Source organism: Nostoc sp. (genome assembly GCF_036917535.1).
GTDB lineage: Bacteria > Cyanobacteriota > Cyanobacteriia > Cyanobacteriales > Nostocaceae > Nostoc.
On sequence record NZ_JBALDA010000098.1, the window covers coordinates 79,462 to 105,044 of the forward strand.

The 25,583-nt window shown below is 41.6% G+C and carries 31 protein-coding genes; 16 read left to right on the forward strand and 15 right to left on the reverse strand.

What is annotated here, in order from left to right; all coding sequences use genetic code 11:
* Positions 1-159: 159 nt before the first annotated feature.
* The gene (locus V7K56_RS32700) at positions 160-357 is read right to left on the reverse strand and encodes a hypothetical protein (protein WP_334917611.1); all 198 of its coding nucleotides are present in this window, start codon (positions 355-357) and stop codon (positions 160-162) included.
* A 196-nt stretch (positions 358-553) separates the two neighbouring features.
* On the opposite strand from V7K56_RS32700, the gene V7K56_RS32705 reads away from it, so the two are divergent.
* From V7K56_RS32705 to V7K56_RS32715, 3 genes are all read left to right on the forward strand, one after another.
* Entirely contained in the window at positions 554-1,687 is a 1,134-nt protein-coding gene (locus tag V7K56_RS32705; protein ID WP_334917613.1) for a branched-chain amino acid ABC transporter permease, read from the forward strand.
* Entirely contained in the window at positions 1,677-2,459 is a 783-nt protein-coding gene (locus V7K56_RS32710; protein WP_334917615.1) for an ABC transporter ATP-binding protein, read from the forward strand. The genes V7K56_RS32705 and V7K56_RS32710 overlap by 11 nt, the downstream gene beginning before the upstream one ends.
* Before the next feature lie 185 nt (positions 2,460-2,644).
* Positions 2,645-3,220 (forward strand): Uma2 family endonuclease, encoded by a 576-nt coding sequence (locus tag V7K56_RS32715; RefSeq protein WP_334917617.1) that lies wholly within the window; start codon positions 2,645-2,647, stop codon positions 3,218-3,220.
* Between the two features lie 155 nt (positions 3,221-3,375).
* Here the strand turns inward: V7K56_RS32715 and V7K56_RS32720 are convergent, their stop codons facing one another.
* The 5 genes from V7K56_RS32720 to glpX all read right to left on the reverse strand — a co-directional run bounded on the left by V7K56_RS32720 (position 3,376) and on the right by glpX (position 7,766).
* Positions 3,376-3,966 carry a Uma2 family endonuclease gene (locus V7K56_RS32720; RefSeq protein ID WP_334917619.1) on the reverse strand — a complete coding sequence of 197 codons (591 nt, stop codon included), beginning with the start codon at positions 3,964-3,966 and terminating at the stop codon, positions 3,376-3,378.
* 47 nt (positions 3,967-4,013) lie between these two features.
* Positions 4,014-4,481 carry an HIT family protein gene (locus tag V7K56_RS32725; protein ID WP_334917621.1) on the reverse strand — a complete coding sequence of 156 codons (468 nt, stop codon included), beginning with the start codon at positions 4,479-4,481 and terminating at the stop codon, positions 4,014-4,016.
* 44 nt (positions 4,482-4,525) lie between these two features.
* Complete coding sequence (locus tag V7K56_RS32730) at positions 4,526-5,092, reverse strand: DUF2087 domain-containing protein (protein ID WP_334917623.1); 567 nt, start codon at positions 5,090-5,092, stop codon at positions 4,526-4,528.
* 108 nt (positions 5,093-5,200) lie between these two features.
* A complete protein-coding gene (locus V7K56_RS32735; RefSeq protein WP_334917625.1) occupies positions 5,201-6,487 on the reverse strand; it encodes a glutamyl-tRNA reductase in 1,287 nt (428 codons plus the stop codon).
* A gap of 241 nt (positions 6,488-6,728) precedes the next feature.
* The gene (gene glpX, locus V7K56_RS32740; RefSeq protein ID WP_334917627.1) at positions 6,729-7,766 is read right to left on the reverse strand and encodes a class II fructose-bisphosphatase; all 1,038 of its coding nucleotides are present in this window, start codon (positions 7,764-7,766) and stop codon (positions 6,729-6,731) included.
* A 355-nt stretch (positions 7,767-8,121) separates the two neighbouring features.
* Here glpX and V7K56_RS32745 point away from each other — a divergent pair, with 355 nt between their 5' ends.
* The 7 genes from V7K56_RS32745 (at position 8,122) to grxD (ending at position 12,770) form a co-directional block, all read left to right on the forward strand.
* On the forward strand, positions 8,122-8,694 hold the full coding sequence (locus tag V7K56_RS32745) for a DUF981 family protein (RefSeq protein WP_334917629.1): 573 nt from the start codon (positions 8,122-8,124) through the stop codon (positions 8,692-8,694).
* A gap of 48 nt (positions 8,695-8,742) precedes the next feature.
* Positions 8,743-9,057, forward strand: coding sequence for a glutaredoxin 3 (gene grxC, locus V7K56_RS32750; protein ID WP_334917631.1), 315 nt, complete (start codon positions 8,743-8,745; stop codon positions 9,055-9,057).
* Between the two features lie 205 nt (positions 9,058-9,262).
* Positions 9,263-9,748 (forward strand): tRNA adenosine(34) deaminase TadA, encoded by a 486-nt coding sequence (tadA, locus tag V7K56_RS32755; protein ID WP_334917633.1) that lies wholly within the window; start codon positions 9,263-9,265, stop codon positions 9,746-9,748.
* A gap of 112 nt (positions 9,749-9,860) precedes the next feature.
* Positions 9,861-10,619, forward strand: a complete 759-nt coding sequence (locus V7K56_RS32760; protein ID WP_334917635.1) for a lysophospholipid acyltransferase family protein — start codon at positions 9,861-9,863, stop codon at positions 10,617-10,619.
* A gap of 655 nt (positions 10,620-11,274) precedes the next feature.
* Positions 11,275-11,880, forward strand: a complete 606-nt coding sequence (locus tag V7K56_RS32765) for a hypothetical protein (RefSeq protein WP_334917637.1) — start codon at positions 11,275-11,277, stop codon at positions 11,878-11,880.
* A gap of 222 nt (positions 11,881-12,102) precedes the next feature.
* The gene (locus V7K56_RS32770; protein WP_292859473.1) at positions 12,103-12,360 is read left to right on the forward strand and encodes a BolA family protein; all 258 of its coding nucleotides are present in this window, start codon (positions 12,103-12,105) and stop codon (positions 12,358-12,360) included.
* Positions 12,361-12,446: 86 nt separating this feature from the next.
* A complete protein-coding gene (gene grxD / locus V7K56_RS32775; RefSeq protein WP_292859475.1) occupies positions 12,447-12,770 on the forward strand; it encodes a Grx4 family monothiol glutaredoxin in 324 nt (107 codons plus the stop codon).
* Between the two features lie 350 nt (positions 12,771-13,120).
* On the opposite strand, the gene V7K56_RS32780 is transcribed toward grxD, so the two are convergent.
* Positions 13,121-13,369 carry a DUF6761 family protein gene (locus tag V7K56_RS32780; protein WP_334917640.1) on the reverse strand — a complete coding sequence of 83 codons (249 nt, stop codon included), beginning with the start codon at positions 13,367-13,369 and terminating at the stop codon, positions 13,121-13,123.
* Between the two features lie 565 nt (positions 13,370-13,934).
* Between V7K56_RS32780 and V7K56_RS32785 the strand changes: the two genes are divergently transcribed.
* Complete coding sequence (locus V7K56_RS32785) at positions 13,935-14,708, forward strand: response regulator transcription factor (protein WP_334917642.1); 774 nt, start codon at positions 13,935-13,937, stop codon at positions 14,706-14,708.
* Positions 14,709-14,787: 79 nt separating this feature from the next.
* On the opposite strand, the gene V7K56_RS32790 is transcribed toward V7K56_RS32785, so the two are convergent.
* The 4 genes from V7K56_RS32790 to V7K56_RS32805 form a co-directional block, all read right to left on the reverse strand.
* The gene (locus V7K56_RS32790) at positions 14,788-15,660 is read right to left on the reverse strand and encodes an ABC transporter ATP-binding protein (protein WP_334917644.1); all 873 of its coding nucleotides are present in this window, start codon (positions 15,658-15,660) and stop codon (positions 14,788-14,790) included.
* Between the two features lie 9 nt (positions 15,661-15,669).
* Positions 15,670-16,236 carry a hypothetical protein gene (locus tag V7K56_RS32795; RefSeq protein WP_334917646.1) on the reverse strand — a complete coding sequence of 189 codons (567 nt, stop codon included), beginning with the start codon at positions 16,234-16,236 and terminating at the stop codon, positions 15,670-15,672.
* Positions 16,237-16,304: 68 nt separating this feature from the next.
* Positions 16,305-16,766 (reverse strand): DUF4079 domain-containing protein, encoded by a 462-nt coding sequence (locus V7K56_RS32800; protein ID WP_334917648.1) that lies wholly within the window; start codon positions 16,764-16,766, stop codon positions 16,305-16,307.
* 234 nt (positions 16,767-17,000) lie between these two features.
* Positions 17,001-17,396 carry a DUF1830 domain-containing protein gene (locus V7K56_RS32805; protein WP_334917650.1) on the reverse strand — a complete coding sequence of 132 codons (396 nt, stop codon included), beginning with the start codon at positions 17,394-17,396 and terminating at the stop codon, positions 17,001-17,003.
* 588 nt (positions 17,397-17,984) lie between these two features.
* Here V7K56_RS32805 and V7K56_RS32810 point away from each other — a divergent pair.
* The 3 genes from V7K56_RS32810 to V7K56_RS32820 all read left to right on the forward strand — a co-directional run bounded on the left by V7K56_RS32810 (position 17,985) and on the right by V7K56_RS32820 (position 21,758).
* Positions 17,985-19,577: a photosystem II high light acclimation radical SAM protein gene (locus V7K56_RS32810; RefSeq protein ID WP_334917652.1), complete on the forward strand. Its 1,593-nt coding sequence runs from the start codon at positions 17,985-17,987 to the stop codon at positions 19,575-19,577.
* Positions 19,578-19,734: 157 nt separating this feature from the next.
* On the forward strand, positions 19,735-21,123 hold the full coding sequence (locus V7K56_RS32815; RefSeq protein ID WP_334917741.1) for a DICT sensory domain-containing protein: 1,389 nt from the start codon (positions 19,735-19,737) through the stop codon (positions 21,121-21,123).
* A complete protein-coding gene (locus V7K56_RS32820) occupies positions 21,120-21,758 on the forward strand; it encodes a pentapeptide repeat-containing protein (RefSeq protein ID WP_334917654.1) in 639 nt (212 codons plus the stop codon). Before V7K56_RS32815 ends, V7K56_RS32820 begins: the two co-directional genes overlap by 4 nt.
* A gap of 212 nt (positions 21,759-21,970) precedes the next feature.
* Here the strand turns inward: V7K56_RS32820 and V7K56_RS32825 are convergent, their stop codons facing one another.
* The 3 genes from V7K56_RS32825 to clpS form a co-directional block, all read right to left on the reverse strand.
* Entirely contained in the window at positions 21,971-22,216 is a 246-nt protein-coding gene (locus V7K56_RS32825) for a hypothetical protein (RefSeq protein WP_334917656.1), read from the reverse strand.
* Positions 22,217-22,436: 220 nt separating this feature from the next.
* Entirely contained in the window at positions 22,437-23,267 is an 831-nt protein-coding gene (locus V7K56_RS32830; RefSeq protein WP_334917658.1) for a CPBP family intramembrane glutamic endopeptidase, read from the reverse strand.
* Positions 23,268-23,331: 64 nt separating this feature from the next.
* A complete protein-coding gene (clpS, locus tag V7K56_RS32835; protein WP_334917660.1) occupies positions 23,332-23,613 on the reverse strand; it encodes an ATP-dependent Clp protease adapter ClpS in 282 nt (93 codons plus the stop codon).
* A 295-nt stretch (positions 23,614-23,908) separates the two neighbouring features.
* Between clpS and V7K56_RS32840 the strand changes: the two genes are divergently transcribed.
* A complete protein-coding gene (locus tag V7K56_RS32840; RefSeq protein WP_334917743.1) occupies positions 23,909-24,274 on the forward strand; it encodes a hypothetical protein in 366 nt (121 codons plus the stop codon).
* Positions 24,275-24,491: 217 nt separating this feature from the next.
* On the opposite strand, the gene V7K56_RS32845 is transcribed toward V7K56_RS32840, so the two are convergent.
* Positions 24,492-24,692: a hypothetical protein gene (locus tag V7K56_RS32845; protein ID WP_094349495.1), complete on the reverse strand. Its 201-nt coding sequence runs from the start codon at positions 24,690-24,692 to the stop codon at positions 24,492-24,494.
* Positions 24,693-25,162: 470 nt separating this feature from the next.
* On the opposite strand from V7K56_RS32845, the gene V7K56_RS32850 reads away from it, so the two are divergent.
* Entirely contained in the window at positions 25,163-25,492 is a 330-nt protein-coding gene (locus V7K56_RS32850) for an STAS domain-containing protein (protein ID WP_334917662.1), read from the forward strand.
* Positions 25,493-25,583 lie beyond the last annotated feature (91 nt).

Consider the following 25,583-nt stretch of genomic DNA (forward strand, 5'->3'; position numbering starts at 1 on the left):
AAGTCAAAAGGAGCCAGTGCGTTGGGCGGCTCTGCCGACTTGAAGCAACTGGCGTTCAAAAGTCAAAAGTCAAACAGGTATACAGCATAAGCGTTTTATTGATTTGGAATAAGTGGTTTATTTGCGCGCTCGTTGTACTAGCTCAAAAGCGCTGCTGAATTAGAAAAACATCAACAGTCTTACTGCTTCTTCATGGGTTAAGATATCCCACGGTTGCTGCGATCGCTTGACTTTGTGTATGGCTTTGAGCATATAAAAGTCATAATGTAAAGCTTCGAGAACGTTCCAAATGTCTTGCAAATCGTCATCACCTAACTGCTCAATTAAGTGATGCATTCTAAGGCGCAGCAAATTCATACGTTAATTATTCCCTACCAGCAAACACCAACAATAAATAGTATTCCCATAAAATTAGCTTTGCTCAAGCTACGCTAAAATTTATTCGCCAAGCGTTGAGGGCAGAGGAGCAGGGGAGAAATCAATTCAAAATTCAAAATTCAAAATTGAAGATTCAATGCCCAATGCCCAATTCCCAATGCCCAAATAATTTAATATGGTTGACTATCTCATTTTCTTAGCAATTTCTACAGCACTTTTTGCTCTATTCGCACTAGGACTCAATTTACAGTGGGGCTTTACAGGGTTAATTAACTTTGGTCATATTGCTTTCATGACCCTGGGAGCATATACAACGGTATTATTAAGTTTAAAGGGCGTACCCTTACTGATATCAGCACTGGCTGGGGCAATTGCCGCTGCCTTGTTGGGTTTGATAATTGGTTTTGTAACTCTCCGCTTACGGGAAGATTATCTAGGAATTGTCACCATTGGTACGGGCGAATTAATTCGTTTGGTGGTGAATAATCAGGAATTACCTGTAGGTGACACCTGGATTTCTGGGGCGTTTGGTGTACAAAGCTATCCCATACCCCTATACACAGAGCCAAGTTTGTCAATCAGATTAATAATGATTGGGCTTTTAACGCTGCTAGCTGCCGTAACTTTCTTTACGTTGTGGCAATGGATTCGTACCACTCAAATATCTCGGACTACTGATTTAGATAAAAAGACAACTAGCAAGCAAGAATTTGCATCCCGCTTGGGTATAGGAGTTGTGTTAGCAGTCTTGGCGGCAGCGATTTATATTTCTGGGGTAATCGGACTGTATAATTACAACCCAAAAGCGGGTTTAATGCTGGTTTTCCTGCTGGTTTTAGCATTTGTATACTGGCGGTTAGAAATTTTGGTGCGATCGCCTTGGGGTAGAATTCTCAAAGCCATCCGCGAAGATGAAGAAATTCCTAAAGCATTAGGAAAAAATGTCTTTTGGTATAAATTACAATCTCTGATGTTAGGGGGTGCGATCGCAGGTATTGCGGGTGCTTTCTTTGCTTGGCAACTCAGCGCCATTTACCCTGATAATTTCCAACCGCAGATCACCTTTGATACATGGATTATGGTGATTTTAGGCGGTTCTGGGAAAAATGTCGGCACAATCATCGGTGCGATAATTTTCTTTGCTTACGATGCGCTGACGCGAGAAGTTTTACCCAGAATCGTTCCCCTTGATGAAGCACGTTTGGGCGCATTTCGGATCATGGTAATTGGGCTAATTTTGATGATACTGATGATTTGGCGTCCTCAAGGTATCTTAGGGAAAAAGGAGGAACTCACCCTTGGAAAATAACTATTCATCCCCGCTTCCCCTTTTGGTAGCCACTGGACTTTCTAAAAGCTTTGGTGGTGTCAAAGCAGTTAATGAGGCGAAAATCGAAGTTCCTAAAGGCAGTATTACGGGCTTGATTGGCCCCAATGGTGCTGGCAAAACTACTTTATTTAATTTACTCTCGAACTTCATCCGCCCTGATAAGGGACGAGTGATTTTTGACGGCGAACCGATTCACAATTTGCAACCATATCAAATCGCCCAGCAGGGAGTAATCCGTACCTTTCAGGTTGCACGGACTCTCTCGCGGTTATCGGTATTAGAAAATATGCTGCTGGCGGCGCAAAAACAAACGGGCGAAAATTTTTGGCAGGTGCAGTTGCAACCGCACGTTGTCGCTAAGGAAGAAAAGCAACTCCAAGAGCGGGCAATGTTTTTATTAGAATCAGTGGGTTTGGCAACAAAAGCACACGATTATGCTGGTGGCTTGTCTGGTGGACAACGTAAGCTGCTGGAAATGGGACGAGCCTTGATGACTAATCCCAAGTTAATTTTGTTGGATGAACCGGCGGCTGGGGTGAATCCGAAACTGATTGATGATATTTGCGATCGCATTATCACTTGGAACCGTCAAGATGGCATGACCTTTTTGATTATTGAACACAATATGGATGTGGTTATGTCCTTGTGCGATCGTGTTTGGGTACTTGCCGAAGGACAGAATTTAGCTGACGGTACGCCAGCAGAAATTCAAACTAATCCCAAAGTTTTAGAAGCTTATTTGGGAAAATAGAGTGCGATTAGCTTTCTGTGCCAAACTCTCCCTGTGTGGGAGAGAGGCTTTTATTCTTACTCTGATTCGCTGCTAGGCAACTGTTTGAGGCTTAGGTTTGAGAGAAAGTCGCACACGGTATCAAATCTTCGGAAATTTGGCTCTTGTTAAAATCGAGTTGTATATCTCAGTGGAAAAAGCTTTTTATGTCAATGATGACAGTCAGAGATTTAGAGCAAGTTCAAACCGCTTTTACCGAAGCAGGTTTAGATTACCAGCTGGAACTCGAAAATGGGAAAATTTCAATAATGAGCCCGTCAGATATTGTATCCAGCGAAATCAGTAGTCGTCTTATTGCCTTTCTCTTTGCCTGGATAAATCCTCGTCGCTGGGGAAGAGTATTTGATTCCGCTGGCGGTTTCATTATGCCAGATACAAACCTCAAAGCACCCGATGTTTCCTTTGTTCGGGCTTCCCGACTTCTCCAAAGTCCTCGTTACTTTGGAGAACTTGTCCCTGACTTGGTGGTAGAAATTAAATCTCAGAGTGATAAAATTAAACTTATAGTAGCCAAGATTCTGAAATTTATAGAACTAGGAGCGATCGTTGGCATTCTGATTGATCCTGATGAAGAAACAGTTACAATTTATCGCTCAACAGGCGAACCAATAGTTTTAGAAAATGTCGATATTTTAACGATACCAGAACTTTTTCCCGATTGGGAATTGCCAGTTACTGAATTGTGGCCTCCTATATTTACCGAAGAAGAAACACAAATTTAGTCAATGAGTACACCCGCAAAAATTCAAACTAATCTAAAATTTTTAGAAGCTTATTTGGGATAAGAAAGTGTGATTGGCTTTCTGTTTCTATAATATATTTATTACTTAGAAATTGCCTTGAATCTCCTACTTATTGATTCTAATTTATGAATTTTTCAATCTTCGTTATTTTCTGCAAAATTTACTTGCTCATAAAGGTCGCGCAATTCAATTTGAAAATCAACCGTTTGCAGTGATAAAGTTGCAGATTCATGTTCAAGCTCAGTAAATAACCATTGACTTTCCGCAGTTTTTACATACTGCATCACGTGATACTGATATTGGTCAATTAAAATATATTCCTTGAATTCTGGAATAGAGCGATAATAAAGAAACTTATCGCCTTGGTCATAATTTTTAGTCGATTTAGATAAAACTTCAGCAATTAACATCGGATTCATAACTGTTGTTGTGCTGGTTCCTGTATAAATAGGTTGTCCCTCAATTACCATCACATCGGGATATGTATGCTGCCGATAACGAGGTATCCACAAACGTACATCACCAATATAAACATCATAATTATTGCCTCTCAAACCAAACTTCAAATAAGCATAAAAGTTGCCTGCAATTTTATTATGATTTGTAGTGCCACCCGTCATCGGTACAATTTCTCCATCACGGTATTCGCTTTTATATTCCGCCTTTTCTTCAATTTCTAAATATTCTTCAGGTGTGTAATAGAATTTTTGTGTTTCTAACTGCATAAATATACGACCTATGATTGTGCGGTTATTGTGCTAAAATTTTTTGATTATATTGTCATTTTTAAATGCTGTTTAAGTTTTTGGCTAATTTCTGCTGTTTCTGCATCACTTACCCACTTGCCTAAACCTAGCTGATTGAGTAACTTTTTAATTTGTAGATAAATTAACAATTTGAGATTTCCTACAGGCATAGCTGATGAACGAGGAATAACGTGGAAGTGGATGTGCTTGACTTGTTCTCCCCACGAACAAACATGAATTTTAGCTGGTTTAACTACTTGTGAAAGTGCTAAACAGGTGTTTTGAATAATGCTACCTAAAGTACTTGCTTCTTCTAGTGTAAGTTCCGCTAAATTTTCACAATGTCGTTTGAGTTTGATAATTAAATATCCGGGTAACAGAACAGGACTCAAAGAATGTTCTACAACCCAATAATTATCTTCATAAATAACCCCACCAGGTGCTTGTACTTTTCCAGTTAGCACGCTGCAAGCAAGGCATCCATCCACTAACATCCATCATCTCCTTGTCACTGAAATTTAATACACAACTTTCATGTCTATGTTGTACGCCAATAAACCCCATTCTCTCGCTGCATTAACTGGCAAGCAATGAACTCCCGTCGCAGAGTGGCACAGTCAGGATGATAACGTTTGAGAATTTCATTTACCAGGCGTTCAGGGTAGTTGACTCCTACATCAAACTGGTTTGCTAACCACTTGAGAATTACTAGGCGTTTTTTGCGACTGGCAGGAATTTCTTTGAGGCGTTGTGTATCGTCTTCTATATAATTTTTCAACACTTTGCTTTCCCAGGCTTCAGTATCCACATCCTCAATCAAGGATGCTATTTTCTCAGGTGTGAAAATTTCCTTACTGATACTTTGCAAAGCCTCACTATCCAATTGATATAGACGGCTATTGCCTTCGGGACGCATTGTCACCAAATTTAGCTCTTTAAGTTTCGCTAAATGATGGGATACCGTTGGTTCCTTGAGTTGCAGTAGCACCGCTAATTCTTCGACGCTGCATTCCTGATTCGCCAAAATACCTACAATCTTCAATCGGCTATCATCCGCTAATGCCTTGAAAAAGCGCAGTAAGATATTAAATTGCTCTGGTTGCATAACTAACTTCTAATTAGACACATATCTAATTAGAAGTATATCTAATTTCAACCCGATTGGCTCAGAACTCCAACTTTTCACCAAAAGTTGGGGTTCTGGTTGTTTAATTTAACTAAACTGTTCCTCTGCATCGAGGTTGAACAGCATTTGCAGAGTTTGCATACAGCGCCGTCTAGCTTCAACATCTTGCTGCGATCGCAACTGTACCATCGGGTCATGTAAAATTTTATTGACAATTCCCCGTGTTAATGCTTCTATTATTTCTTGATGTTTTTCCGCGAATTCCGAACCCAATCTCGACAAAGCTTTTTCTAACTCTTGTTCGCGGATGGTTTCGACTTTATTTCGTAGACAGCTAATAGTGGTAACAGTTTCCAGAGAGCGCCACCAAATATCAAAAGCTTCTACTTCTTCTTCTAAAAGTCGCTCGGCTTCCTGTGCAATCTTGCGACGGCTTTCGTAGTTTTGCGCTACAACAGCCTTCAAATCATCCACATTAAACGCCTGCACATTTTCCAATTCATTTACATCCGCATGAACATTACGCGGCACAGAAATATCAAATAACATTAGAGAGCGCTGAACTTCTAAAACCATTTCCAATTTGGCACGGTCAAGTATTGGCTCTATTGCTGAAGTACTTGTAAACACCAAATCACTATCGGCAATCACTGCCATCATTTCCGATAGTGGATGAATTTTGATTGGTTGTTGAGGGAACAGCTTTGCTAATTCTTGGGCGCGATCGCGAGAGCGATTTACAATACTAATTTCCACAGCACCTTTAGAAAGTAGGTGTTGCACCAGCAGCCGCGACATTTTACCAGCACCGAGAATTACCACTCGACAAGCTGCTAAATTTGCCACTTTTAGCTGTGCTAACTCTACAGCTGCCGAACTGATAGAGACAGCGCCAGTACCAATACTAGTTTCAGTACGAACCCGCTTACCAGCTGTCAGTGCTTGTTTAAATAATCGATTCAAAATGGTTTTTATACCGCTATATTGCTGTCCCAGTTTGTGAGTAGTCTTCACCTGAGCCAGAATTTGACCTTCTCCAAGAACCAGACTATCTAAACCACCTGCTACCCGCATCACGTGCATCACTGCATCATCATGCAGCAACATAAACAAGTGTTGTCGCAGAGAAAGCACGGGTAATTTACTGTATTCTGCAAGAAATTGCGTTACTTCTCGAATACCTTGGTCTGCTTCACTGGCAACAATGTAAATTTCCAGACGGTTACAAGTGCTAAGAATTGCAACTTCGTTAATATGAGGATAGCTAGCTAGTTGAGCGATCGCACTTTCAATTTGTGGTTCTGGAATGCTCAGTTTTTCCCGGACTTCTACTGGGGCTGTTTTATGGCTTAACCCCACCACTGCTATATTCATTTGCTAAATCGTAGTTATTAATTGGTAGTTGGCAATCGGGCATTGAGTGAGAATTAGGAGATGGAGAATTATTGTTTATTGGTTAATAGTTTTTCTAACCAACAAACAATAACTAATCACTAAATCCTAACTACTAACTAGTGTAAGGATGAAACATTTGGGTGAATATTTTTCCGTTTTATATAAATATTTCTTTCCAAAATGTTTTAGCCTTACTTTTACCATTCCCATTCCCGACAAATTAGTTCAGTTGGAGAGTCTTGGCTTCACCAAACATGTGAATTGTATCAACAAATCGAGCCGTTTTCGATTGATTAGAAATTACCAAGCTTTGAGTTCTAGCTCCGCCGTTGAAGAAACGTACACCTTGCATGAGATTACCACTGGTAATGCCGCTAGCAGCGAACAGAACAGTTTGACCAGATGCCAATTCATGAGCATCATAGACCTTATCGGGGTCATTGATATTCATAGACTTTAAGCGCTCGATGTTGGCTTCTCTGCTTTCTCCAATTAGACCTGTTTTTACTATTGCTGGATCGTAAATCAGTTGACCTTGGAAGTGTCCACCCAAAGCACGCATTGCTGCTGCCGAGATTACACCTTCAGGAGCCGCACCGATACCCATCAGCGCGTGGATATTAGTTCCAGCAAAACCACAGCTGATGGCTGCGCCTACATCACCGTCTGAAATTAAGGCGACTCTCGCTCCAGCCTCACGAATTTCTTTAATTAAATCGTTGTGGCGTTCGCGCTTCATAACTACGATTACAAGCTCTTCAATCGAGCGCTCTAGACACTCAGCAAGAATCTTCAGGTTTTCTGTTGCTGACTTGTTGATGTCTACCTTGCCCTTAGCTGCCGGGGGTGCTGCTAACTTCTTCATGTAAAAGTCAGGAGCAGCAAATAATCCACCCTTTTCAGAAATTGCCAAAACAGCCATCGAACCAGGTTGTCCATAAGCTACCAAGTTCGTACCTTCACAGGGGTCAACGGCGATGTCAATTTCAATTAATTCATCAGGGTTACAGAGAGCTTCGGCATTTGGTTGAGTACAAATACCAACTTCTTCCCCGATGTATAACATCGGTGCATCGTCGCGTTCGCCTTCCCCAATCACAATGCGACCACGCATATAGATTTTATTCATCCGCTCCCGCATGGCTTCCACTGCTACCTGGTCAGCAGTATTCTTTTCGCCTTTACCCATCCACTTTGCGGATGCGATCGCGGCTTGCTCTACTACTTCAATAATCTCTAGCCCAAGTGTATTTTCCACAGAGTTTGCCCTCTCAGCTGCTTGAATTTGCGTCGTTTCATCTGCCTATTTCAGATTTCAAGTCTACCAAAGGGCGGATACACGTGGAAGAAAGTTAAGTTTTACTGCTAACTCGTTAGAAAAGTGCCAGTTAACACATTCTGATTTTTTACTCATAATTACTCCAGTATAAAACCTGTTCACAAGTAACTAAGTTAAAAATTGGCACAAGTAGGTAACAGTGTATATCTAGAACATTGCTTTTCTTCTGTATCTATCTTTAGGTATAAAATAACAAATAAAAAAGCTGGTAAATTCACTAACAACTAAAAAACGAGGTGCAGAGTAAATAACTTGTCAAATTCAGAGGTAAATCGTGTTTATCGACTACATCACCCTCATGTTAATCAACATGGTAGCTGGGTTATTTTTACTCGCTGACTATGTGTATCGTGGTATAGATAGTTATAATCAAAGACCGTGGATTCCAGGTTTTGGAATTACGGGTGCGATCGCACTCACAACTGGTTTACACATGAGCTTCACCTGGCCAGTAATGGGTAGCTTTAACATTGCCTACGGTGAAACAAGTGTTCTATTTGGAATCTTGTTTATTGCAGCTGCCATCGCCCTAGCTCAAGGTTGGGATTTATTGACAATCGCAATCTACGGCTTCTTTGCTGGTGCAGTTGCGATCGTAGTGGGTATCCGCATTATCAACTTGAATTTGACAAAGCAACCGCTTTTATCGGGAATCGGCTTTATTTTAACTGGATTAGGTGGTGTTTTTGCAGCGCCAACTCTTTATTGGAAAACCAACCGAACTTGGCGACTAATTGGCGTAGTAGTGCTAATAGTAGCCGCTCTAATTTGGGCATTAACTGGATATTTGGCTTATTGGAATCATTTAGAGGGTTTCCAAAAGTGGGTTCCAGCGCCGATGCGGTAAGTAATGATCTAGGCTAGAGACATAGTTAAAACTTTGCTTAAGATCGATATGCTGGACTTTCTTAATCCCCTCTTAAATCGCCATCCAGAGCGAGTTAAAGCCAACGTCGAACTTTACACTTGGCAAACTTGTCCTTACTGCATTCGTGCCAAAATACTGCTGTGGTGGAAAGGTGTAAATTTTACTGAATACAAAATCGACGGCGACGAAGCAGCCAGAGCGAAAATGGCAGAACGCGCTAACGGCCGCCGTACCGTACCACAAATTTTTATCAATAACCAGCACATTGGCGGCTGCGATGACCTCTATCAGCTAGACACACAAAATCAACTCGATCTCCTTTTAGCCCAAGCCGCTATTTAGCATTGAAGGAGGCAGGAGGCAGGAGGCAGAGGGCAGGAGGTTTTACCTCAGTTGGGAATTCATACCCCTGCTGTTGAAAGAGCCACCAATTTTAATTTGGTGTTCTTGTCTTAAACTCTTACTCTATAAAAGGTTACGACATAGAGAAGGAAGCAGTATTCCTTTTGCCTCCTGCCTCCTGCCCTCTGCCTTTATTGATAAGAATATGCTAACTAAGTATACAGAATATCTTATACATCAACAATGGATGAGTTATGCTTTAGAATTAGCAAAAACAGCAGGTGATGCAGGTGAAATCCCTGTAGGTGCTGTTATAATTGATTCGACAGGCAAATTGCTGGCACAAGGAGAAAATAGAAAAGAGCGCGACAAAGACCCTACCGCTCATGCGGAAATTATCGCTCTAAAAACAGCTGCAACAACTTTACAAAATTGGCATCTCAATGAATGCACCCTCTATGTAACTCTCGAACCTTGCCCGATGTGTGCAGGTGCGATCGTCCAATCACGAATAGGACTACTGGTATATGGAGTAGACGATACAAAAACTGGCGCAATTCGTACAGTTATTAACATCCCCGATAGCGCTGCTTCTAATCACCGCTTACAGGTAATTGGAGGCATTCTAGAGTCAGCTTGTCGTCAACAATTACAGATTTGGTTTGCTACTAGGCGGCGTAAGGTAAACTAACAGACAGAGGTAAAACTGTCCATCTAGTACGACACAAATCACACAAGAGAATCTACGGTGTAACTATTCAGGCATTTCATTAAATTTTACCCGTCAATCAGCTGCATCCTTCATGATGGAATTTTACTCTTCATCCGATACCTGCCAGCAAACCCCGGCAAATCCTCAGGTAGATAGCACTACCTCAAGAGTTTCTCCTTGGTTAAGTCCCCTAGCATATTTATTAGGGCGTCACTGCCTATTACCATTCTTCTTTGGACAAATTAGAATAACCGGACAAAAAAATATCCCTAGAACTGGGCCTGTGATCCTTGCGCCTACTCATCGGGCGCGTTGGGATGCCTTGCTTGTACCTTACGCTACCTCCGATTGTCGTGGAGAACAAGACCTGCGGTTTATGGTGACTATTGACGAATGCCAAGGTTTGCAAGGCTGGTTTGTCCGACGTTTGGGGGGGTTTCCTGTAAATTCTAAGCATCCGTCAATCCGCACGCTGCGACATGGAGTAGAACTACTTCAGCAGCAAAAAACCCTGGTAATCTTTCCAGAAGGTAACATTTTTCGTGATGGTCGAGTTCACCAGTTGAAGCCAGGAATTGCTCGTCTTGCTTTGAGTGCTGAATCTAGTCATTCCGGGCTAGGAGTGAAAATTATACCTATAAGCATTAACTACAGCCAACCTTATCCCAATTGGGGTACAGACGTGAGTATTAACATTGGCTCCCCAATTAGAATCGCGGATTACATGAATGGTTGTATAAAACAAGATGCAAAAAACATCACAACTGATTTAGCAAAGGCACTGCAACAATTGAGCCATCAAGAAACAAAAATTACTAACCATGCATTTGCAGAAATTACTAATTCTTGATCCAGTTAAACCTCATAATCATTGACCGTGCATAATTCAGAAACTGCACCTTTTCAATATTTAACACTAATTACTAACTGCTATATTCATCCTGAGTAAGTCACAAAAGATTAGTAGTGTTTTGCAACCTTTGAGTATGTATATATAGATTACCCTCTATTGATGATATGTTCTGCCAATTTGGCATTTTTTTGAGCCAATAGCTAATTAATTGCCTGCAAACTACTGAACAGCTTGATGATAAATATTTTCACTATTTAGTCAGACAGTTAAATAAAAAGTTGGGAAGCGCGGACTGAGGATATCGCTATTCTGAACTGGTTTGGTGCGATGCCTACGGTTTTTGCTAGCCTACGTAAATACTTCAAGCAGTGCTGAAAAATTCTCCTACCAAATATTCTAGTTAAGCTGAGATAATTATTGGGGAAGAAAGTCGGTAGTCAGACAGATGGTAACACACTCGACCTTAGGTATCGCTGATCACGGCAACATAAGTTAGTTGGTATACAGGGGTAATGGGAACTCTATTAAACTGATTGTTAGTCTAAATCAGAGATACTTGGGATGTAACTTTGCTTTGTCCAAGACCAAAACAGAGTTAAGATACCCGAAGTTTCCATAACACTTTTATATAGTTGTCGCACTAATTGATCCCATGAACACTGCTGTCGCTGTTACCTTGATGCACCGTACTGTTTTATCAGTTATAGCAGTCCTCAGCCTGCTATCACCTGTGAATGCTCAGGTATCACAGTTACCAGGCTCTACCAGCCAACCACAACTCATTGACCCCAACGCTCCAAATAATCTCCGTCCCATAACCGAAAGTAACAGCCTTTTGAGCATTGCAGGTGGCGATCGCTTAGTGAAAGAGGCAGACCAAGCCGTTTCTGCTCAAAACTATCCCTTAGCTGTCAAGAAACTGCAAGAAGCACGTCAAGTTTATAATCAGCTATCTAATTTTTATCAAGAGTTAAATTCTAGCTTTTCGGGAATTGACAACAGAGTTTCTGATTCTCAGCGTCAAAAAGCTCTATTAACAGCCCAAAAGCGAGATGAAGCTACTTTTCAGCTAGCATTGGTACATCGGGCACAAAATCAGCCAGAATTAGCTGTACCATTGTTGATTCAAATAATTAAGAGTCAAAACCCAACGCGAGATTTAGGCAAGAAAGCCTATAAACAGTTGTTTGAGTTGGGTTTTGTTGATTCTCCCTATCCCAGAGAAGCTGGTAATTCATCCTCATCCCCAAAAAAATAAATTAAATTTTTGTTACCTCTTTTTACCTACATTTTCCTAAGCAGTTGCTTGGGAACGCCCCAGTGCTAGGATAGAGCTATCCGCCGTAACCTTGACCCAGCGTTCTCAAGTAATACACCCTAGAGGCGTCTTTGTCTACAGCCTTGCCAAAGCCTGAAGTTGGCACAGGTATTTGCTCTATATCTGTTAATAATAGAAAAGTAAGTTTTTTCAGGAATTGCGATGATTAGTCCGCAACAGGTTGAGGAAATGATCAAGGCGGAACTGCCAGACGCACAGGTTCAAGTGCAAGACTTGACTGGTGGCGGCGACCACTATCAAGTGACAGTAGTTTCATCGCACTTTGCAGGTAAAGGACTAGTGCAACAGCACCAGTTAGTTTATGGTGCGTTGGGTCAAGCTATGTCAACTGAAGCGATTCATGCCTTGGCGGTGAAAACATACACTCCCGAAGCTTGGCAAGCAACAGCAGCATCGTAAATAAGAGTTAGAAGTTAGGAGTTATGAATTTTGACTCCTCACTCTCACTCCTCACTGTTGAATCCAACATAGGAAACATAATTACCATGACACCAGAACTCAAAGACAAAATTGATAGCTTAGTACAAGAAAACAAGATTTTAGTTTTCATGAAGGGAAACAAGTTAATGCCCCAATGTGGTTTCTCCAACAATGTTGTGCAGATTCTCAATACCTTGGGAGTTCCCTTTGAGACAGTTGACGTTTTATCTGACCCGGAAATTCGTCAAGGTATTAAAGAATACTCTAGCTGGCCCACAATTCCTCAAGTCTATCTCAATGGTGAATTCCTTGGCGGTTCTGACATCTTAATTGAACTGTACCAAAAAGGTGAATTGCAGCAAAAGGTAGAAGTAGCATTAGCTTCTTAATCTTTGTTTACGCAAACTAAAGGATATGCTGCTGAATTTGCCCTTCGTGATCAAAGCAATGTACCGTTTTTAATATCCTTGAAAGGAGAGACACTATATTCTCTCCCCTTTCAAGGATTTTTAATTGGTTTCTAACAAAAATACTCTTTGTTGGACTTAATTTCATTCATAGCTAGTCAACAATCCCCTCAGTCATACTGGCAAAACCAATATAGGACTGAGGGGATGCGTTTAATCAATACAATATCTCCAAAATTTCACACCACGACAACCCGTTGACCAATACAAATAATATGCTAAAATTATCTGCGGTAATTAACGGTTACTATCAATGACCAGGTAAATGGTACTTAGTAGTAATCAGGTAGTGGTTGTGGTTGCGGGACTGCAAAGTTCGACCCATCGTACAAGTAGCGGCTGGCTTCTTCTTCTAGGCGATGAATCAGAAAAGGTTCAATGACGTTGCTATGTCGCAGTGCGGCTAGATATCCATCCAAATACATCCGCATATCATCCATACGATAACCGCGATTCCATAGCTCGACGAAGGCGTCGGTAAGTCTTTGGTAATAGCGGATGGTTTGTGTGTCTTGGAGCATAACTGCTGTATTAATCTCTTTGGAATGAGAATTGTAAATGATTCACGCTCAAAAGTGAACTGTAATTTCACTTTGGCATCAATTCAAAGTCAACACATCTACTTTGGGTAGTACCCTTATAGCAGCTACAAGCTACTTTAATCCTATTCCAGAAAACATCGATTCTAGTTAGCTGTTAAGTTATTTTTTTTGATTTTTACAATCAACAGCCCGATTGTATTGATATTATATTCCTGGATGGAAGCACTAAATTTTGGCGAAAAAATCGACTTTCATCATCAAGTTGAAAAGCTGTTGGGTTCTAAATATTTGTCATATAACACCCATCTAAAAGCAAAATGTAAGGCTAAATGAACTTCTCATAAGTGTAACAATACTTTTGATAAATTTAATAAAAATTTAATAATATTTCTAATCGCCTATCGGCAAGGCATAACTTAAAGATATTACCACTCATTTTATTAGGAAATGTAAAGTTAATTGCAATTGAAGTAACAAAGGCTACAAAACCTTAGACATGGGCTTGTTACTTTGAAAGTCATCGACGCTAAGGGATCTTGCCACCGTGGGTTCGGTTTGTATAGAAATCATTGAGGGGAATCCCCATCTGAGGTCATTGTTGGGTTGGCACTTGCAACAACTGGAATACCGCGTGCATCAAGCTGCCAGTATTTATCAAGCAAGGGAAGTATTTTTAAGCCATCAACCAGCACTGATAGTTTTAGATGCAGACCTGCCTGATGGTGATGGCATTGAGTTTTGTCGTTGGTTACATCGTCAGCAGCAGCCTCTAATCTTAATGCTATCTGCCCGTAATAGTGAAGCTGATATAGTCGCAGGTTTAAAGGCGGGTGCAGATGATTACCTGAGCAAACCTTTTGGAATGCAAGAGTTTTTGGCACGGGTAGAGGCACTGATTCGTCGGAAGCGCACACCTACTGCACCAGCTTATTTGGATTATGGCACTTTGCAAATCGATTTAGTTCAGCGTCGTGTCCGCTTTCAAGGGGAGTTTATTGACTTAACGCCCCAGGAATTCAGTTTGCTGTACGTTTTAGCACAAGCTGGAGGAGTACCTCTAAGTAGATCGGAATTGCTGCGTCGTGCTTGGCCTGACGCTATTGATAACCCTCGTACTATTGATACTCACGTTTTATCACTGCGGAAAAAGGTTGAACTCGATCCTCGGCAACCCAATTTGATTCAAACTATCCGCAATGTTGGATACCGTTTTAACATGGAAATTTTGAATACCAATATTTCACAGTCACAAACAACAAAGTTAACTAGAGAGAGATTTAATAATCAACGTTCAACACTTACTAGTAGTCAAGTGTGATGGGGCATTGGGCATTGGGCATTGGGCATCGGGGAGTAAGATAACGCCTCCTGACTTCTGTCTCCTTATCAAGCCAAATTTAAAATCCAAAATCGTCTTGATTTGCTGCTTGAATCAGGCTTTTTCGTAATTCAATCCAGTCTATCTCTGAGGCTTTTTGATTTGCGAATAAATGACCTTGTTGCAGGTGTAATAATCGAGCGCAAAACATCTCGGCTATTTCCAGCTGGTGATTTACCATTAAGATTGTGGTTTGATGAGTTTGACTCAACTGGGTTAAGACTTGCATTACATGAGTAGCCGTACCAGCATCTAGGGCAGAGGTTGGCTCATCTAATAATAATATTTTAGGCTGGATGACTAAGGCACGAGCGATCGCTACTAGTTGTCGTTGTCCCGCAGAAAGTTGCACCTCTGTTCGCCCTAACCATTCACTGGGAATGTGCAGTTGTTCTGTCCAGTAATTAATTCGTTGCTGAATTGTCTGTTTAGGCAAACCACACAAAAATAAAGGATAAGCCAAGGCTTGCCTAACTGTCATCCCCAACAGCTTTGACTCTTGCAATACAAGTACAAGCATCTGCCGTAGCTGGATGACGGGTATTTGGCGATATTCTTGATTTTCTAGATAGAGTTTACCACTCGTGGGTTCAATTAGGCGGTTGAGGAGGCGTAATAACGAAGTTTTCCCAGCACCTACTGGGCCTACAATGGCAATGCGATCGCTTTGGAATACCTCTAAGGAAATATCCTGCAATATGGGGTATCCCTGCTGATTGCCAGGAAGTTGGGTTTTCAGCTTTGTAAACAGATTAACTTGCTCTAGCCTGAGTGTGGCTTTTGCTGTATTCAAGGGGAGTAGGGAGTGGGGAGATGGGAAAGCAGGGGAGGCAACGGAAGAAGAACTATTGATTTTTGAGCCATGCCTAATGCCCAATGCCCCATGCGCCATTGCCTAATTTTAAGTTAATTGTGCAGTAGTTAAGGCTGTAGCGATCGCCCAGCTATCAACTAATAGTAGCAGCAGAGTGAATACTAGTAAAATCAGGTACATCCAGGGCTGCGCTAAAGGGCGAACATCTGTGGTGTCAATACTCGTCTTTGCTTGGACAATTTGTACCAAACGGGCGAATCCAGCTACACGCATCGGTAGTAAATAAGCTTTCCCATCCTGGCTGAGGAAGTAATAAACTAGTCCTCCTTGTCCAGTGCTACGAGGTTTTAACTCTTTCACCTCTGACCAAGGTAAAGACCAGCCTTTACGAAAAAAGCGAGGCACCCAGGCGGGGTAAGTAACCTGAATTCCCTCGTCATCTAACGTTACTTGTTCAGTTAATACCGCGTAAAAGGCAAGTAAACCGATACTAATCCCTATCCACAATAATTCTGGAGGTACGGGTGCAGCTGTTACCTGCGATAAGAAGGGTAATGGGACTGTGAGTGCTATGTATAGACTCAGCAACGTTATCCTAATCAAAGGAGACAGACGAAAAATAGAAGCTGATATATTGGCTGAGTTTGCTGTCACGGCTCAATTACAATGCTTTTCTTCATTGTAGGGTAGGTCTATCTCCCTGGTAGTTGGTGTATTGTAGTTCACGGTAAATACTTTTGCACTACAATCCAACCAGTAAGGGACACCCAGGCAAATCCTATAAACAAAATAATATTGACGCCGATGTGTAAGGGTCTGGCCCAAAGTCGTCTGGTACTAATTTGGGTCGCACTAAAAGCAGACAGTAGAACTAATGCTACCACTATTAATCCAGCGAATAAGTGTGATGAGTGACCTAAAGAACCAAAGTGCCCGAAAGTGCCAACAATGCCGATCGCTAGCAACAGTAGCACTAAACTTACCATGCTGAGGCCCATTGTATAGTGGAGCGATCGCACCCCTCTACTACCGCCTATAAATGGGGTAAAAAAAGGGAATTGCTGCGAAGTTCTCGCCCGAAACATCCAAACGCCGGTAATTGCTAACATCAGATATGCCAGCAGGGATAATCCCATTGACCAGGCGGCTATTTTCCATAACCAAAGAAATGAAGGCAGATTCATAAAATTGATTGTAAATGAGATGAGGGAGCAATCAATTCAAAATTCAAAATGACGCTCGCGGACTCGCTAACGCTGCGCTAACAAAATTCACGCATTAAAGAACTTCTGCCTCCTGCCTCCTGTCTCCTGTCTCCTGCCTCTCTTTCCCAATGCCCCATGCCCAATTCCCAATAAATAATAAACAAAAAGGGCTGCTGAATTAGCAACCCTTAAATTTAGATAAAATTGTTTTTTTTAATCAACTGATGCTAAACCAAGGATTTGCAAGGGTTTTGTAGTATCTCCGATTTTTGTCTTAATTCGCTGCACCATTAATTTGGTATTAATAGGGTCTTTTCCATCCGATGAGTCTGTATCAAACTCATAAGCACTAGGTTCTTCGAGCATCAGGCGATCGCACGGAATCTTATCGGATAAAATTGCACTTGCCATCATTCCTGTATGAATCTCCACTTGACCTTTTAGTGGAGCTTCAAAAACTAAACGTTGTCCAGGGAAAACAACCCTTTCAAAGTACCAGTTAGGAATATTGGAGATGCGAGCTACCTGTATTTTGCTCGTGGCATTAATGTAGCAGCAGAGAATTTTTCCTGATTGCTCAGGTGGTAGAGGATCTAGTATTTGAGCCATAACTGCTGAGGAGCTTTACGCCACAATTTTACATTACACTAGCCAAGCCTAGCACTCACTGATCCCCAGTTGCTGTAACTGCGAATACCAACTGAGTAGTTGTAGATTATTTCTGTCTAAAGATAGATTTTTAGTTATAAAAATTTTGTAAAAATTCACCCCTTTTTCGGAATTATACATTATAGATAAAAGTTTTTGATATTTTTTCTGGTATAAAAGTTTCAATTCTCTTAAAACAAATTGTTGGAGAAGTGACATAACAACGATCCCCTTGCTTTTTGCGTAGCGAGGAAGTGAGTTTTGCTGTTTGATCTATCCCAGGATTAATCGGCTGGGATCGTCGCTTAATGAATAAACTCGATGTTATGGTAAAGCTATATGAAAAAATGTCTTCAAAAAGCTCTTTATAAATTCCATGTATGTTTTATGTACAGCAATTTTAGCGTTTTCCACAGCTGCTAAAAGCAGGTTAAGAGTTACCAATAATCGGCTGAAATGTCAAGCAAAATCGTGATAAATAAAACCAAATAAAACAAGCACAGACTTTGAAACTAGATGTTTCTCTCGCTTTCTCCACAGATTGGCAAGATGGAAGTTAAAACACAGATGATAGAAAATCGAATTCTTTATGTTCGCCTTCCTTGTAACCCCATTTTTCCGATTGGGGTTGTCTACCTGAGCGATCATGTCCACAAGCAGTTTCCTAATATTGAACAGCGCATCTTTGATTTGGGAACAGTGCCACCTTTAGACTACAGTTCGGCTCTGGATCGCTGTATTGATGAATTTAAGCCGACACTACTAGTATTTTCTTGGCGGGATATTCAAATTTATGCCCCAGTTGGCGGACGTGGTGGCAACCCGCTGCAAAATGCTTTTGAATTTTACTACGCTAAGAATCCTCTATTGAAACTACGCGGCGGATTAGGCGGTTTGCGAATATTCATCGCTTACTATGTAGAGTTGTGGCGCAACCAAAACTTAATCGAGCGCGGTTTAAAACGTGCCCAAAAATATAATTCTAATGCTCGTGTAGTTGTCGGTGGTGGTGCAGTCAGTGTATTTTACGAGCAACTGGGTAGAAGCTTACCCCAAGGGACAATTATTTCTGTGGGTGAAGGTGAAACCCTGCTGGAAAAACTTTTAAGTGGCAGAGATTTTCGAGATGAACGCTGTTACATTGCCGGAGAAATTCAACCACGGAAACGGCTAATTCACGAACAACCGACCCCAATAGAAAAAACAGCTTGTAACTACGACTACATCGAAAGCATCTGGCCAGAATTTAATTATTACCTGCAAGAGCAAGACTTTTATATAGGTGTACAAACTAAACGTGGTTGTCCTCACAACTGTTGTTATTGCGTCTACACCGTTGTCGAAGGCAAACAAGTACGCATCAACCCAGCAGATGAAGTAGTTGCTGAGATGCGCCAATTATACGATCGCGGCATTCGCAATTTCTGGTTTACCGATGCCCAATTCATCCCCGCGAAAAAATTTATCGCCGACGCTGTAGAACTATTGCAAAAAATCGTTGATTCTGGTATGACAGATATCCACTGGGCAGCATATATCAGAGCCGACAATCTGACACCCGAATTGTGTGACTTGATGGCAAAAACCGGGATGAACTATTTTGAAATCGGGATTACCAGTGGTTCTCAAGAACTCGTGCGGAAAATGCGGATGGGGTACAATCTGCGAACCGTCTTGCAAAACTGCCGTGATTTAAAAGCTGCTGGTTTCAACGACTTAGTTTCTGTCAACTACTCGTTTAACGTGATTGACGAACGTCCCGAAACCATCCGTCAAACCATCGCTTACCACCGCGAACTAGAACGGATTTTTGGTGCTGATAAAGTCGAACCTGCCATCTTCTTTATTGGACTACAACCCCATACCCATTTAGAAGAATACGCTTTCAAAGAAGGCATCCTCAAACCAGGGTATAATCCAATGAGTTTAATGCCGTGGACAGCCAAAAAACTTCTCTGGAATCCCGAACCCCTTGGTTCATTTTTCGGCGAAGTCTGTTTGCAAGCTTGGCAACAAAACCCCAACGACTTCGGACGCGAAGTTATGAAAATTTTAGAAGAAAAGCTGGGTTGTGTTGACTTAGAAGCAGCACTGACAGCACCATTAGAAATGAAAGAAAAACAGTTAGCAGGTGTATCCTAGTAAACACGAATTCTAATTTTCTTCCTCTGTGTCGCGCCAGTTGCTCCAAGTCGGGAAATCCGACGACACTTGCTTCAACGCGGGGAACCCGCGCAACGCAGTGTCTCCCCAACACACTGGCTTCTCTGTGCCTCTGCGGTTATTTTTACCAAATCCCATGTTAGAAGGTTCAATCCTACAACAGCTAGAAACAGCCCATCGCCATACCACCAGGCCAATTCGATTCGGTGTTTACTACAAAAATACCTTAGTTGCCCTGTGTCATGCTTTAGAAGACCATATCTTAACCGATGACGGTACACCCTTAGTGATCACAGCCTTCCAACAGGGTAAATGGTATCTACAAGAAGCTGAACGATATGCAGACATCGCCCAGCGCAGCCGCCAAATTGCCATCATGGCTGCCTCTGAATCCGGCTTTGCTGAACATCCTACCAGCCAGCTACCCAATGTAGATTTAGTAAGATTAGATCCAAGCGATCCAGTAGCGCAAGAGTGGCATTTAATTATTTTATCGCCAAAATACACAGCAATGGTAATTTGTCAAGAATTATCAAAGGCTGATTATGGCAGCGCTGGAGTACCGACATCAGACTTAGAGCGCAAATTCTATGGTTTGTGGACATTTGAGCCAGAGTTAGTGCAAGAGACAGCAGAAATAGCGATCGCTCACATCAGTAAATACAACCCAGAACTGGCCCAAAAACTCACAGCCGATAAACAGCAAATTGTACCGTCAATGGACAGATCCCAAAATTTAGGTGCAGTTGTCTCCCGTGTAGTAGATTACCTCCAGACTGGGCAAGAGAATTTATCCATTCCCACAGCGCTTCAGAAACAAACCCTAGATCGCAACTTGATTTCTAACGAAATCCAAGCCTTTTTACGAATGGCGCAACTGATGGATATGGCAGATGTCAACAATCCAATGGCAGCTGCGGAAGTAGTAGTTCTTGCGGAAGCGATCGCCCAGCTTTTGGATCTTCCCGCATGGCAGATTAAGAGATTGCGGCTAGCGGCTTTGTTGCATCGCATAGATCCATTACAAAATGCAGAAAGTGTCCTCACTTCTGGTAGTATACCGACACGCTATCAACAAGACGCCCCCTGTTGTCCTTTAATACCAGGAGCGCAAGTATTGCGAACAATGCCACGACTGCGAGCCGTTGCCCAAATTATTACTCACCAAACCGAGTGGTGGAATGGTTTAGGAGAACCAGGAGGTTTAACTGGAGATGAAATTCCTTTAGAGTCGAGAATTTTGGCATTATTGGCAGACTTTCAGTGGCGAATCAATCAGCAAAAATCGTCAAATCAAAGCCGGGAACAGATATTTACTCAAGCTTTAGATGAGTGCAGACAGCAACAATCTACCCGCTTTGACCCTAAACTTGTAGATACCCTAGCTTTATTAGTAATGGGTTTACAACAGGGACTTGACTTACCCTTGATGACACCCAAATTCAGCGCCGGCATCTGGATACTTGATTCCCAATGGGATAGCCACAGCAAGATAAGTGAGGAGATTGGTAGTTACTTTACATGAATATTGAAGCCATTAAATTAGGAAAACTCAAACAACTTCCAGGGGCAAATTTAGAAGACGAAGAACTCTCCCGACTGGATTTAAGCCGGATTAATCTTGCTGGTGCTACCCTTGTCGGCACTAATTTCGCGGCTTCCAAACTCGAAGGTGGACATTTGGAGGGGGCAAATTTGATGGGAGCCAACCTCCAAGCAACTGACTTGCGCGCGAACTTGATGGGAGCAAACCTGATGCAAGCAGATTTAACAGGCGCTGACTTGCGGGGTAGCAATTTGCGTGGCGCTAACTTGATGGGAGCCAGACTCAGTGATGTGTCATTGGTGGGTGCTTTCTTAAGTGGTGCCAATTTGATGAATGTGAACTTACAAAGCGTAGACTTGCGCGGTGCTGATTTGCGCGGTACAAACCTGACTGGGGCAAATCTTAAAGGTGCAGACTTGAGTCGCGCCGATTTGCAAGGGGCATTCTTGAGTGAAGCAAACCTTGAAGAAGCGGACTTGCGCGGGGCGAATTTGGCAGGGGCGAATTTTTCAGGGGCGAATTTGCTTTGTGCAGAGTTAGAAGGTGCAAATTTAAGCGGCGTTAATTTGAATAAAGCATGTGTGGTGGGGACAGTTGTGGAAGCTGCGTTTTGAATATGAGTTAATTTATACAGATTGCGATAAATAATATACTAGACTATCCTAATGTATGCCCTCAAAGTAGCCAATTTTCACACTGATACCAGGTACGCGCTCAAATTCGCGGACATTTGCTGTAACAAGCGTTGAGTTAAGGGCCAGGGCATGGGCAGCAATTACTAAGTCGTAAGTTGAACAGCTTATCTAAGCCCGTGGTGAAGAATAGGCTAGCTTTCCACAGGAGGATATTTGATACTGCGTACTGTATTATCAATATATTCTTGTGGGAAAATTTGCCTTCCTAATACCAGCGCTTCTTGCCTTTCCTCATATGTCATATAATCATCTCCTTTGAGTCCCCTTGGGGTACATCGAGGATCTCCTCCAGCATCCAAATATCGCTGACGTGCGATCGCAAATAATTCTAATATTCTTTGCGCTTGCTGCTGTTTAATGGTGTTAGATTGCGTCATCGTTTTATTCCCATGCAAAGGTCACTACTTCGCCGTTTTGTAATATCGTTGCCAAGGGTAAAACAGTGCTAGGAGTTTGAATATTGCCAATACCCTGTGTCTTCATCATAATAATCTCCAAACAAGTAAATTTAGAGCTTATAGGGCATTTATTACTAAGTATTGCTCTTCTGTAGGTTCCACAAATGGTAAGTGTGTATGTAAGTCAGTGCTGATATTATCAGAGAGGCGATCGCCCAGATCGCTCTCGTATCCACAAAGCTAGTACACTCATTAACAACACCCCCATCACTCCTTGCAGGGGATTATTATTCACACCAGTTACCCAATCAGGAACTTGACCAGAATATTTCACTAATTTACCCACATTAATAATGTAGTAACCCCAAACTAAACCACCATGCAAACCAATTGGAAAACCCAAGCGTCCCCTCCGCCAACGCTTTCCCCATACCTGCGTTAACCCCAGCAGTACTAAAGCTGGAAATTGCGGCAGTGTATGAATAATTGCCTCCAAGGGTTTAATAAAATGCAATGTAGCAAACGCAGTTGCATCTGTCCACAATGCCACACGCAGACTGTAATCTCGTTGTAATTCATCTAGCAACCAGCCTCGGAATAACAATTCCTCAGCAAATCCAACACCTAAGCCAACAAGTAAACCCTCTAAAATCACTTTCAGCAAAAAAACTTTTGGTTGTTGCCACACCAACCAACCCAACAAACTTTCTACCCCAAAAAGTATCAGAATATTAATTATCCCCAAAGCCAAACCACGCACTAAATCCACACCGTTTTGCCGCGTGAATTCTAAGCCATAATGCTGCAGAATTTGGGGCTGCTGGTAGACATATTTACCCCATAATCTCAGAATAAAAATAAATACTGCATATAACAATACCAATGTCAATATACTTTCTAAGTTTGAATCATGCACTAGTAAGTATATTGGTGTAGCCAATGGCAACCATAACAACAATAAAGTCAAAATAAAAGCACCCAGCCTAATAAGGACAGGGCGTTCAGCTAAACGGACAAAGTTTTTTTTCATACTAAATAAGTCACTAATCAGCAGCTAATACTCTAAATTCCGACTAATGACCAATGACCAATGACTATTCATCAGGTTCAATCGTGCTACTTAAACCATGACTTTTCAATGTTTCGCAATAAAACTCAGCGTGTTCTAGGGCGCAAGTAATGACTAAAGCCAGCCCGTTAGTATGGGCTTCCATCATGATGCTCACAGCTTGGGGTTGGGTAAGGCTAGGTACAGTGACTATTAGTGACTGTACAACATGCTCCATAGAGTTGTAGTCATCGTTATGGAGCAAAACGCGATACCGAGGCGCGAGCTTGCGGGATGTGGAACGCTTTTCAATGGTTTCAACTGACACGGCTCTTTGCTCTTTTCTCGTTACTTCACTACAACAAAGTTTCTGTTTTGCGATCGCTCAACAGTTGTTTACCTATTCTATAGTATTTCTGCTCAGATACTATGCTAGGAAAACCCTTTGCTGGCAAGGATTGGTTGTATTAGTTCTGCGTAGCCACTAGATAAGGCACACGTCTAAGACATGGCTGCCATAAGAGTGCTACCCTAATCTTACAGAAGCTTTTCTTAAAGGTAGCGCATTTTCACTTTTAAGATTAAGGAAGTTGCAAGCAAAACAATCCTTGCCCCTGCCCAAGATGGACATGAGCCTAGATTTTCTTCAAGCGGGACAAATTGTGTCTCTAGAGTATGGCGACAGAAACCTGTATGCACAAGTCATTCAATTTGTAGTTTCCCGCCAGCTATGCTGGGTGCGTCCTTTATTAATGGTTACTTTGATAGAAGAATCACCCCTAATTACCGATTTGCGAGATGCATCTGACTTACTTTGGCCTGCCAATTTATTTCGCCCAGCATTAGACACAGAAGTAATTACCTTCTTGAGCCAACTTTTAGCGAAAGAACCAAAAACTGAACCTGATTCAGTCGCAAAGCAACAACTTAATCAGTTTATTTACCAACTTTGGCAAGCATATCAAGAGGGCTTGGGGATTGAGGATTAGGGATTGGGCATCGGCCAAACAGGGCATGGAAAATAGACAACGTAGAGACTTTTTGAATAATTCTTCCTTGTTTTCCTTGTCCCTCTGCTAAATCTAATTACAAATTATGTTAGGGAGTGCTCATACCCTTACAGAGAAGCAAGCTATACACAACTTATCGTAGAGATTGTCATTAGGTTAGCGCAGCGTCTGGTAGAGAGCATCATTATGAATTATTTTAAAATCCCAGGCTAGGAACCAACTGGATTCGTCCAGCATCCATCTCTGCCATTAATAATTCTAGGGCTTCGTAATCAACATCAGAAATGTAACCCAGTTCCGTCAGTTCTGAGTTGATTTCATTCTCTATCTCAGGAGTTAGTTTTTTAATGTCAAGAGCTTTTTCTACCAATTTACGAATAGCGTACTGAGTTCTCATAAGTAATAATCCAACTGTAATATGACACTAATCATCCCAGATCAGCCTCAGTATAAAGAGTGATCCAAATACTAACTTAGTAGTGATATATATCACAATTTAATTAGTTAGATAGATAATTCACTATGACTTTGCTGTATGCCATCAGCAACGCTAAAGTGGCAGATTTAACCTACCATTAAGACTTGGCTAAATTAACTTTAGTTATAGTCTAAGCAAGGCTTATCAGCATAGTTACCGATAAGTTGCTGCTCTATGGCCGTCTATAGTTGATTGTTTTTGAACTAACATAAAAAAAAAGTATATATAAACACATTTTAACCTGGAATTATAACAATCTTTAAACAGACATACTAAAGCAATAAAGATTTAGCAAAGAGAGCTAAGACGTATGGTCGATGCAACAAAATAGAGTTTATGTTCAAATAATCCTTAGCTTGACGCTTCAAAATTCTTAATAGGATGTAACTATGCAGGCAGTGCTTAACTATCCCAAGATTGCAGTTATTCGCCCCCAAGGGTGTTTAAATGCTGCAAACGCCTTAGATTTTGAACGAGATATGACTACAGCGTTGGCACAAAATGGTATTTCCATCTTGGTAGTAGATCTTGCAGCAGTAGAATCGTTAGACAGCGCGGGGTTAATGGCATTGTTATCTACACACAAGCTGGCTCTTACTTTAGGAAGAAGTTGCCGACTTTGCGCTGTTGCTCCACAAATTAGAATTATTTTTGAACTGACGCAACTCGATAGAGTATTTGAAATATTAGACACTGAAGCCGAATTGGCCCAAACATAACTTTATGTAAAAGCACAAAGGTTCGCCCAATAAATGGGCTTTTTGTAAAGGAGTTGTAAGTTGCAACGATAAACTCTGTCAGAAGACTTAA